This is a genomic window from Achromobacter sp., assembly GCF_032113835.1.
GTDB lineage: Bacteria > Pseudomonadota > Gammaproteobacteria > Burkholderiales > Burkholderiaceae_B > Achromobacter.
Genome location: NZ_DAMCTG010000093.1, coordinates 9,363 through 19,969, shown reverse-complemented (window position 1 = coordinate 19,969; position 10,607 = coordinate 9,363). Strand labels below are relative to the sequence as shown.

Sequence of the window (10,607 nt, the reverse complement as noted above, 5' to 3'; positions counted from 1 at the left end):
GGACGGCGGGTTGGTCTGTGCGATGCCCGGGTTCGAGGGCTTGATGGAAACGTCGCCGTCCGGGTTTGGCGAGCTGGTCGCCGTGCGCCATGCTGCGCGTTTTTCGGAGACGCCGGCGCGGTGGATCCGGCCGTCCAGCCCGCCGGGTTCGCATCCGACGGTCTGGCCGTTCAATTAAGGCGGGGGGGGGGCGTGCGCAGTGACGGACCGCAGCGAAGGTCCGTACTGAACGTCCGCACTGAACGTGCGCTGTCGCCTATTGCTTTGCCTTCCAGTCCCGCAGCGCCCGCATCGTGTTCGTCACGTGCGACTCGGGACTCATGTCCGTGAATTCATACACGATCTTGCCTTCGGGCGAGATCACGTACGACACGCGCTGCGCGTATTCCGGCCGCCTGTCGTGCACGGCGTCATAAGCCTTCATCACCTTGCCGTCGCTGTCCGCCGCGACGGCAAATTTGTTGCGGCATTCGCTGACGGAAAACTTCTTGAGCGTGTCGATGTTGTCGGTGGAGACGCCGATGACGGTGGCGCCTAGCGACTTGTATTCGTCGGTGGCTTCGGCGAAGTTGTGGGCTTCGATGGTGCAGCCCTGCGTGAATGCCGCGGGGAAGAAATACAGCACCACGGGGCCTTGCTTGAGCGCTTCGTTCAGCTTGAACGTGTATTCGTTGCCGCCCAGCGAGGCGGGCACGCTGAAGTCCGGCGCCGGCGCGCCGACGGGCAGCGCGGCATGCGCGGCCGTGCCGGCCAGAAGGCCGCATACCAGGAACCAGGGGGCAAGGCGCTTCATGGGTGTCTCCTATCGGGACCGCGGAAAATCCGCGGCAAGCTGCCTACTGTAGCGGCGCGGCGGGCGAGGGTCCAGTTCAGCCGCCATCAGGCCCGCCACGGCCGTTGCCGCGGGATTGATCGCGCTGCTGTTGTTGCTGTTGTTGGCGCTGTTGTTGCTGCTGTTGCTGTTGCTGCTCTCGCTGCTGCTGTTGGCGCATCTGCTGCGCCTGCTGGTCTCGTTGCTGTTGTTGGCGGGCTTGCTGCTGTTGTTGCTGTTGCTGTTGCTGTTGACGTTGTTGTTGTTGCTGCTGCTGCTGCTGCTGCCGGGCCTGCTGATCGCGCTGCTGTTGATGGCGTTGCTGCGTCTGCTGCTGGTCGCGTTGCCGCTGCTGGTGCGCCTGCTGTTCGTGCTCTTGCCGGTCCCGCGCCATTTGCTGCGCGCGGTCATCGCGTTCGCGTTGCTGACGCGCCCGTTGATCCTGCTGCCGCCGCTCGCGAAGCTCCTGCTGGTTCTGTTGGTCGCGTTGCAATTGCTGGCGGGCCTGTTGGTCGCGCATCTGCTGTTGGCGAAGCTGCTGCTGCGCCTGCGCGTCGTTCTGCTGGCGGTTGCGGTCCTGCTGATCGCGAGCCTGTTGCTGGCGCTGCTGGTCGTTTCTGAGTTGTTCGCGCGCCTGCTGGTCGCGGACCTGCTGCTGACGGTCTTGCGCCAGGCGATCCTGCGGCAGGCGGTCTTGCGCCAGGCGATCCTGCGGCAGGCGATCCTGCGGCAGGCGGTCCTGCGGCAGGCGATCCTGCGGCGGGCGGCCCTGCGCGCGGCCATCCCGGCCCGGTCTGCCGTTGTCAGCGTGATCCAGATACGCCTGCGGCGGCTGGCCCTTGTTGTGTTCGTAGAACTGCGCACGGTTGGCGCCCGCATCGCGCACGTAGCCGCGCTGCACGTCCGTGGGTCCGGCGTGGCGGTCGTTGCGCGCGGCCAACTCTCGCGGGTCGGCCTTGCGGCGCACACCTTGCGGACCACCGTGATAGCTGACATGGTGGTTGTCCACGTTGTTGACGACGATGTCGCGGTGGTAGACGTTCGTCACGCGCGTGATGTTGACGTTCGTGACGGACCGGTTGTAGTAGAAGCGGTCACGCTTCCAGTAGCCGCCGACATACCCCAGGCCGGTATAGCCAAAGCCATAGTTGATGCCGCCGTAGAACCCCACGTGCGGTCCCCAATAGCCCGCGTTCCAGAGGTACACGCCGTTGGAAAAGCCCCAGTACCCGGGCGTCCAGAGCGCGCCCTGATACGGCGCCAGCACCCACGCGCCCGGGACCCAGAAAAAGCCGTAGCGGTTGCGGCTCCAGTAGCCGGGCACCCACATATAGCCGTCGGCCGGGGCGGGCGGCTGCACATAGACGGGCAAGGGCGGGGGCGGCTCGGGACTGCGGTCGACCAATGCGAGGTTCGCGTTGGCGGGGTCACCGTCGTCGTACCCGGGCTGATAGGCCGATGGCGCCGGCGCCTGCTGCGTCGAATAGACGTTCTGCCCGGATGGAACCGGCACCTGCTGCGTGGAATAGACGTTCTGCCCGGACGGAACCGGGACCTGCTGCGTCGAATAGACGTTCTGCGCGGCAGCGGCCGCGCTGGCCGCCAGGAGGGCTGCGGTGGCCAGGGGGCGCAAGCGGGCGATCTGGAAGGAAGGGCTCATGAGAATGTCCTCAACGCAGCAGGTCCGCGGTTCAATAGCCGCGATAGTAATAATGCGGGGCGGGATACGCCGGGTAGTAGTAATAATGCGGCGTGTAGTAGACGGGCGCGGGCCGGTAGTAGGCCGGCCGCGCCGGCACGACCACGCAGCCGCTCAGGGCGCTCGCCATCGCCATCAACAACAACACATGCTTCTTCATCTTGCGGCTCCCGCCGGGCGCCAGGCGCGAGATACGCCTTTCCTGCGCTCATGGGGATTAGGCCACGGCCGCGAGGGCGAGTTCGGGACTGTAATCGTTCCGAAACAGCTTTCGCGTGACCAGTGATTGCGCCTGCGTGACGGTCGATGTCGTTCGTATCAATGTCTGCAAAAGCGCACGATTTGCGTCGCAAAAAGAAAGGGGACCGCCTGATGCGGTCCCCTGTGGCCTTGGTCGCCCGCGGCTATGTGCGGCGGGCGGGACGGGCGGTCAGTTCCAGCGGCCGCCGTTGCCGGCCAGGCTGAAACGGCCGGCGCCCATGAAGGCGATCGCCAGGCCGGCGAACAGGAACATGCCTTGCAGTTCCAGCGCCCAGCCGCCGTTGTTGGTCATGCTGGCAATGCTGCCGCTGTGCGCGAGCAGGACGGCGACGACCATGTTGATGGCGATGATCAGGCCGCCCAGGCGCGTGTAGACGCCGATGATCAGCAGGACAGGGGCAATGATTTCGCCCACGTAGACGCCGTAGGCCAGGAACCCGGGCAAGCCATGGGAGGACAGCATGCCGCTGATGCCGCCGACGCCGCCGGTCAGTTTGGACAGGCCGTGCAGCAGAATCAGAATACCGAGGGTCAGGCGCAGGATCAGCTTGCCGGTGTCATCGGATTTGATCATGGTGAGTTTCTCTTGTGATGGTTAAGGGGGACAGTGGGCAGATTGGAGCACACCGCTTGCCTTTTGTTCCGCGCCCGCCGAGTCTTTCGAAAAATCCCGCATACCGGCGTGCAGGCGGCGCCATTATGGCAAAGCCGGTGCAAAACCCACAAGCTTTGCGCGCGGTCGGCAGCCGGGTGCATGCCCACGGCAGTTAACATGTGTCCCCAATGAACAAGCAGCTGAAAGTCTCATTGGCGCAGACACTCCCCGGCAGACCTGCGCCCCAGCCGGATCGCCCGTATTCGTCCTTGCCTTTGGCGGCAAAGGAGCCGTGCCGCGTCCCGCTCCGGTCCAGGAGCCAAGAACCATGACGGAGTTGGCCTACGCCTATCTTGCCCTTTCAGAAATCGCACAGCGGCAGGGTCAGACCGACCTGAACCTGGCCACCAGCGGCGGTACTGCGCCGTCGGGCGCGGTGGCGCACCCATTCTTCTTTTCCGGATTCGTCGCGCAGCCTGCCGTGGTGGCGCAGGCGCTGCTGATGCTGGCGCGGGTGGCGCGCACGCGCTTCTACGTGCCGCCAAACACGCTGGCGGCGGTGCTGCGGGCGGCGGATCCGGTCGTGACGTCCACGCCCGAGGGCTTGCGCTTCGAGTCCTTCAGCGTGTGCTGCGGCGTGTACGCGCGCCTGGACGTGGACGCGGCGGCGCTGGACGCCACGCACCTGGCGGCGGGCGTCACCAACGTGGACGTAAATCCCCCGTTGCGCCAGGCGCTGGCTGGGCTGCGCCCGTCCGAGCCCTTGCACCTGAACGTGGGCAGCGATGCATTGCGGGTGACGACGCAGGCGGGAGAGATCGTCGAAGAGAAAGTGCCGCTGCCAGCGCGCTGGCTCAAAGGCTTTGCCGAGACGCAGATGTTGTCGTCGGACATGGCTTGCCGCCATGTCCTGACGGGGGCGGCCTTGCGCCAGTTCATGCAGGCGTTGCCCCGGTCGTCGGCGACCAAAACCGTGATGTGGGCGACCCAGGCTGCCCGCTCGTTGCGGCTGGCCACGCAGGCGACGCCCGGCGCGGTCTGCGCGGCGGGACCGGAACGGCTGCGCGTCCTGGAACCCTTGCTGCGGCATGCCACCGAGTTGCGCGCGTATGGCGCGGAAGTGGCGGCCGGGGCGCTGCCGCAAGCCAGCGCCTGGGTGCTGGAGCTGCCGGGCGCGCGGGTCACGCTGGGCCTCAGCCCGGAGAAATCGCGCGGTTTCTCGGGCGAAGGGTCGGTGCTGCACCGGGTCGCAGGCGGGGATGCGAATGAGGACGCGGCGTTCGTATCGACGCTGCTGGCCTTCGAGCCGCGCATCGACATTGCGCGGCTGGCCGAGCGGGCGTTGCTGCCGGAACCGCAGATCCTGTCCGCGCTGAGCGTGCTGGCGTCTTCCGGCCAGGTGGGCTTCGATCTGGCGGCCGGCGCGTATTTCCATCGACCGCTGCCGGTGCAGGCGGGGCTGCTCGATACGCTGCATCCGCGGCTTGCCGATGCCCGCAAGCTGGTGGCCGGCGGTGGCGTCCGGCGTGAAGACGACGGGCAATTCTCGGTGCAGTCGACGCAGCAACGCTACCGGGTCGCGCTCGGCGCCGAGCCGGTCCTGGACCGCTGCACCTGCCCCTGGCACGCCAAATATCAAGGCACGCGCGGACCCTGCAAGCACACGCTGGCGGTACGCATGTTTCTTGACCCGCTCAATGCAACTGGAGCCGACGCATGACCCTGAGCCTGACCGAACGCCGTGCGGCGCTGCGCGAGGCCGCCGCTGGAGACGACGCGGCGGATATCGCGTCTTTCGCACGCGCGCTGGAAGGCGCGAACGAGGAGGAACGCGCCGCGCTGGCCAAGGCCTTGCCGCCGTCCCGCCTGTTCAGCGCGGAAGGACCCACGCCGCGGGCGTGCTTTGTGTTGGCGGCGTTGGGCAAGCCCAAGCTCGTGGCCGATACGCTGGCGCCGGCGGACATGGTGCGCAAGCGCGAGTATGGCCCGCGCCATGGCGAGATGGCGCCGGCTGTCGTCGACGCCGCAGCGGGGCGGGACGCGCCCTGGCGCGCCGCGTTCATCGAGCTGCTGGCGGAGCAGCGCTGGTGGGCCGAGCATCTGGCATGGCCGGTGTGCCACGCGCTGGTCCGGTTGGACGACGATGCGCCTTTATCCATGCCATATCTGCGCTGCTTCGTGCAACAGGTCAGCGCCATCGGCGGGGACGGACAGCTGGACGGGGAGCATGGCAAGTGCATGGCCGCCCATCTGCAGGCCCACCCCGATCAGATCGAGCGCGAATTCTGGGCCTTGTTCCGGGTCGAGGGCATGGGCGCCGATTATTTGCTCATGGAGCGCACCGGGCCCGCCTGGGATGCCGCCGTCCTGACGCTTTGCCAGGACAACCCCGCGTTCCGCGACCGTCTGCTGACCGAGTCGCAGGAGGCGCTGCTGCGCGATTTTTCGGCGAAGACCATTGCGTGGTACCTGCGCATGCATCGACTGGCCGATCCGTCCGCGCATGAGGTCGCGGCGCGCCAGCACACGTATTTCGCCGTGCTCGCCACGGCGCCCAGCACAGCGGTCGGCCTGGCGCTGGACATGCTCAAGCGCGCCGCCGGACAGCTGGACGTGGACGCGATGATCGAGGCGGGGGCCGCGGTCCTGACCCGTTCGGAGAAGAAGCTCGTCAAAGCCCTGCTCGGGCTGTTTGCCGCGCTAGAAGCCGATGCCGGGCAGCGGGATCGCATGTCGGGGATCGTGGGCGAAGCGCTGGAAGGCATGCCGTTGGACCTTGCGTCGCTGGCGCGCAAGCTGGTGACGCCGTCCAGCGAGACGCAACCGGCCGAGGCGAGCGGCCAGTCGAGCGGCCAAGCGAGCGCCAAAGTTGACGGTGAACATGCATCGCAGGCGATCGCGATGCCGGCGCCGCGCCGCAAGCCGCTGCCGGATCTACCCGATCAAGCGCCCGGCATCGGCGGCGACGAGGAATTGCACGCGCTGATCGCCGCGCAGTTCGAGGGCACGGGGCACGGCGCCGACTTGCCCCGCATCGTCGATCACCTGGCCGTCCATCCGCACCTGCCGCTGCCCGAGGCGTTGCAACACCGCGCCAGCGAGATCATCGATTCGGTGTGGGAGGAACGCGCCGCGTCGCCGCGACGCCTGCTGGCCGCTGCGCTGCTGGGCAGGGAAGACGTCAGTTTTCGAGGCTATGCCCGTTACGTCGTGGCCATCGCGGGCAAGCCGGATCCCGTCGGCGTGGCATTGCAGGAGCAAACGGTCTCCAGCAGCCGCTACGACTCGGAGACGGGCGACTGGAAGGCCGATGAAACCTGGACCTCCCGCTGGGGCTACCAGTACCTGCCGACGCATTCGCCGCTGGCCTTGCTGGCCGGCGTCCTTCACGATCTGCGGTCGAGCCGGGCGCAGGGCAAGCCGTTCAGTCCGCCAACGGTCGTTCCCGCGCAGCGTTTCGTGTGGGAGCGCGTGCTTGCCGAGCCGGGCGATGGCACGTTTTCGCGCGACCTGGCCGTGTTGGGCGATGGCGCCAAGCCGTTCTGGATGGCGGGGGACGCCGCGGCCTGCGCGTCGCCGGCCCTCGATGTCGCCGACGTGCCTGCCGAATTCACCTTCCGCGCCCAGGAGGCGCGCGAGCAGGATGGCTACGATCAGGTCGTGCAATGGACGGCCTGGCTGCTGCAATCCAACCCCGACACGCTGGCCGCGCATTTCCATCCGATGCTGTGCGCGGCGGTGCAGGTCATCAATGTGCGCGGCGTGGGGCCGCTGCTGACGGCGCTGGGCGCGTCCCGGTTGCCGCCTGGCGAGCCCGTGTACTCGGCTTTGGCGCTGGCCGCATCGGGCAAGATGGCCGAACACCGCGCACAGGCGGCGGAGGCGATCGCGCGGCTGGCCGACGCGGGCCTGCTGGATCCCGCGCCGTTCGCCGCACAGATCGCGGCGCATCTGGCGCAGGGCTTCGCCTTGGCCGGACGCGTCGCGCAGACATTGGCCGACGCCGCATCCATCAGTGCGCTCGCCGGCTGCCGCGTGCTCCAGACGCTGGAGGCGCTGCTGCCGCAGTTGCTCGACGCCGACGGCAAGCCGCTGGCGCAGGCCGGCAAGCTCATCGAACTGGCCGCGCGCCTGTCCGACGACTACGGTATGCCGATCACGTTGCCCGCCACGCTGGCGGCGCGGCGCAAGGGCGCATCCGTGCTGGCGGTAACCCTGCGCAGTCTGGAGGCCGTCGTGCCGCGCGTGACGCCTTTGGCCGAAACCGCCGCTGCCGCCGCGCAGCGGGCTTTTGAGGAATGACCGTTCGCATGACCCCCTATAAAAACCTCTGGGACTACTACCGCGATACGGCACGGCTGATCGAGGGCGGTGCGACCTTGCGCACGCTGTACGACGCCATGCTGGGCGTGCAGTCGGAAGACATGCGCGCGGTGCAGGCCTCGCCCAAGCGGCTGCGCGAGATGGCGCAGGGCTGGTCCCAGCGCCCGAATTTTTTGCCGATCCGCCTGAACGAGGTGTTCAACGGGCTGCAGGTCGACCACACGGATGACTACGTGCTGGCAATGGTCGGCGGGCTGGGTGGACGGCAGGAACAGGAAGTGCGCTTGTTCATGCTGCGCCACGACCACGCGCTGCGCGACGAGGTGTTCTGGCGGATCTTCGAGGTGGAGGGCGGCGGCGAAATCTCGCTGGCCAACATCGACAAGTTCTCGCGCGAGGAATTGAACTGGCACAACACGGTCGTGCTGCTGGCCAACGAAGGCACGCTGGACCGGCGCCGCGTGTTGCGCGGCTGCCTGGAGGCGCTGAACCGGGATTTCTCCGCCTATCGCGCCGGCTGGTTCTCGCGTCTGTATGCGACGCTGGCGCCCACGCCCGACGAGGCGGCAGCGGACCAGCCGCTGCTCCGCCAAAGTCTGGGATCGCCGATCACGGCCACCGTTGGGCTGGCCGTGAAGCAGTTCGAAGCGCTGCACAAGCAGGGTCTGCTCGACGCCGCGCCCTTTGTAGACGCCTGCGGCGGCGCGTTCTCGGGGTCGAAGGCGGCGGCGCTGTCGGTGTTGCGCATTCTGGAGGCGCTGGGCGCGCAGGCGCGTGCGGAACCCGAATCCGTGGCGCAGGCGCTGGCCCTGGGCCTTGCGCATCCGCATGCCGACGTGCAGCGGGCGGCGGTGAAGGCATTGGCGAAGCTGGGCCGGACGGACCTTGCGCAGCAGCAGCGCGACGCGCTGGCGCCGGCGGTGGCCGTCCTGCTGCCGGATGAGGCCGCCGAGGACGCCGATGCCGCCCATGCCCATCTCCCTTCAAGCGCGTCCTCCGGCTTGCCGCCGCCCGCGCCGCTGCGCCCGTGGACCGACGCGGACGCCCTGGAACGCTATGCGGCGCTGCTGGAGGCGCCCGCCGACGTGCTGGAGTTCGAGCTCGCCCTGGCGTGGCTGGCGACGTCCGGGCAAGTGGCGGCCACCGTTGCGCCTTTGGCGAAGCGAGCACTCCGCTTGGCGGAACGGGACCCCCAGCACTATGCGGCGGCGCTGCTGCTGGCGGCGCACGATCCCGATGGCCCATTCCTGCCGCAAAAATATTGGCAGAAGACCACGAGCCAGGTCGTCAACGGCGAGTGGGTGTATGAGAACGTGGGCGAACCCCAGCCGCTGCCGAGCGCCGAGCAATCCTCCTTGCTGCCCAGCTTCATCACCCGCCTGCGCGAAGTGGCCGGCATCGTGCAGGGCAGGACGGCGCGCCGGCCGCTGCTCGCCACGCCCACCGACACGCAGGGCTGGGTCGACGCCGATGTCCTGCTGGCCCGTTTCGAGGCAGGCAGGGAAAGCGGCGCGCCGCTCCCGGTGGATCTCGTGCAGGCCTTGCTGCGCGTGCATCCCGAGCACCGCGCGCGGGTGGTCGAGGCCACCGGCGGCGCAGGGCCGCAGATCACCGGCATGGTGCGGATCGCGTGGCATAGCCGCGGATCGAGCACCTTGAAGGCCGATGGCTCGCCGCAGTGGGTGTGGTGGAGTCCGGTGGTCCATGCCGAGCCCGCCGACGCGCCGACGGCCACGCAGCCGGCGCTGATTCCATCAGGCCCGCCGCCGCACCAGGAAGGCGTCGACGCCCACGCGCTGGTCTGCGCCGAACTCGGCCTGGCCAATCCGGCATCGACCCTGCCGCTGACCGCGGCCAGCATGGAAATCATGAACGTGGCGGCGGGCGATGAGGCCGAGCATCGCGCGCCCGCCGTCCTGCGCGTTCTCGCGTTGCATCCGGGCGCCTGGCAGCCGGAAACCGTCCAGTTGCTGGCGCTGGGCATGGCGTCCAAGCAGGCCGAGGTGCGCGCACAAGCGGTGGAGGTTTTTGCGGCGGCGATCCCACAGCGCGTGGACGCGACGGTAGCGGCACAAGCCTACGCCGCGTGCTCGCCGGCTATCGTGCTGACGCGCTGGGCGGCGTCCTTCACTGACGCGGCAACGCTGGCGCCCGCCGCCGTCATCGCCGTGCTGGGCGGCCTGCTGCCCCGCCTGGACCCCAAGGCGCGCGGTATCGGATCGTTGCTTACCGTGCTGCTGGATGAGTCGCTGCGCCATGCGCATCCTGTCGCGGACACGGACCTGCGCGGCTGGCTGGCGGGTTTTACCGGCTCGTCAGCCGCCGCCAAGGCCGCCAAGGCGCTGTTGGCGCTGAAGACGCCATAGCGCGTCCGTCGCTCGCTCAGAACTCTTCCAGGAAGCGCATGCGGAAGCGCCGTCCCTTGATGTTGCTGTTGGAGATGCGCGAGAACGCCTGCTTGGCGATCTGCCGGTCAAGGGCCACGTACGAGTTGAACTCGGTGATGTTGATCTTGCCGACCTGCTCGAACGTCAGGCCGCCGTCGCCGGTCAGCGCGCCCAGCAGGTCGCCGGGACGCAGCTTGTCCTTCTTGCCGCCCTGGATGTTCAGCGTGACCATGGGTGCGCGCAGCGGACGGTCGGCCTTGGGGCGCAGCGACTTCAAGTCGGCCCACTTGAGCGGCGCGCCCTGGTATTGCTCGATCAGGTTGGCCCAGCGCATTTCCTCGGGCGAACACAGGCTGAGCGCCAGTCCCTTCTGATCGCCACGGCCGCTGCGGCCGATGCGGTGCACGTGGACCTCGGTGTCCTTGGTCACGTCCACGTTGATGACCGCGCCCAGGTTCTGGATGTCCAGGCCGCGTGCGGCCACGTCGGTGGCGACCAGCACGGCGCAGCTCTGGTTGGCGAACTGGATCA

The 10,607-nt window shown here is 68.2% G+C and carries 7 protein-coding genes and 2 pseudogenes; 5 read left to right on the top strand and 4 right to left on the bottom strand.

Going from position 1 to position 10,607, the window contains the following annotated elements; translation table 11 throughout:
- Nucleotides 1-178 (top strand): annotated as a pseudogene (locus RT697_RS23160) (CoA transferase); the annotation flags it as partial.
- A 78-nt stretch (nt 179-256) separates the two neighbouring features.
- Here the strand turns inward: RT697_RS23160 and RT697_RS23155 are convergent.
- The gene (locus RT697_RS23155) at nt 257-793 is read right to left on the bottom strand and encodes a peroxiredoxin (protein WP_313702044.1); all 537 of its coding nucleotides are present in this window, start codon (nt 791-793) and stop codon (nt 257-259) included.
- A gap of 331 nt (nt 794-1,124) precedes the next feature.
- Between RT697_RS23155 and RT697_RS27110 the strand changes: the two are divergent.
- Nucleotides 1,125-1,538 (top strand): annotated as a pseudogene (locus tag RT697_RS27110) (hypothetical protein); the annotation flags it as partial.
- Nucleotides 1,539-2,502: 964 nt separating this feature from the next.
- Here RT697_RS27110 and RT697_RS23145 read toward each other — a convergent pair.
- Together RT697_RS23145 and RT697_RS23140 are read right to left on the bottom strand one after the other, a co-directional pair.
- The gene (locus RT697_RS23145; RefSeq protein WP_199778285.1) at nt 2,503-2,670 is read right to left on the bottom strand and encodes a hypothetical protein; all 168 of its coding nucleotides are present in this window, start codon (nt 2,668-2,670) and stop codon (nt 2,503-2,505) included.
- 270 nt (nt 2,671-2,940) lie between these two features.
- Nucleotides 2,941-3,345 carry a DoxX family protein gene (locus RT697_RS23140; protein WP_313702042.1) on the bottom strand — a complete coding sequence of 135 codons (405 nt, stop codon included), beginning with the start codon at nt 3,343-3,345 and terminating at the stop codon, nt 2,941-2,943.
- Between the two features lie 349 nt (nt 3,346-3,694).
- Here RT697_RS23140 and RT697_RS23135 point away from each other — a divergent pair, with 349 nt between their 5' ends.
- The 3 genes from RT697_RS23135 to RT697_RS23125 are packed head-to-tail and all read left to right on the top strand — an operon-like array spanning nt 3,695 to nt 10,055.
- Entirely contained in the window at nt 3,695-5,086 is a 1,392-nt protein-coding gene (locus RT697_RS23135) for an SWIM zinc finger family protein (RefSeq protein WP_313702040.1), read from the top strand.
- Nucleotides 5,083-7,668 (top strand): DUF6493 family protein, encoded by a 2,586-nt coding sequence (locus RT697_RS23130; RefSeq protein ID WP_313702038.1) that lies wholly within the window; start codon nt 5,083-5,085, stop codon nt 7,666-7,668. The genes RT697_RS23135 and RT697_RS23130 overlap by 4 nt, the downstream gene beginning before the upstream one ends.
- A gap of 8 nt (nt 7,669-7,676) precedes the next feature.
- Nucleotides 7,677-10,055 carry a DUF6493 family protein gene (locus RT697_RS23125; RefSeq protein ID WP_313702036.1) on the top strand — a complete coding sequence of 793 codons (2,379 nt, stop codon included), beginning with the start codon at nt 7,677-7,679 and terminating at the stop codon, nt 10,053-10,055.
- Nucleotides 10,056-10,071: 16 nt separating this feature from the next.
- Here the strand turns inward: RT697_RS23125 and RT697_RS23120 are convergent.
- Nucleotides 10,072-10,607: DbpA RNA binding domain-containing protein (locus tag RT697_RS23120; RefSeq protein ID WP_313702035.1), on the bottom strand; the 536-nt coding region annotated here is incomplete at its 5' end.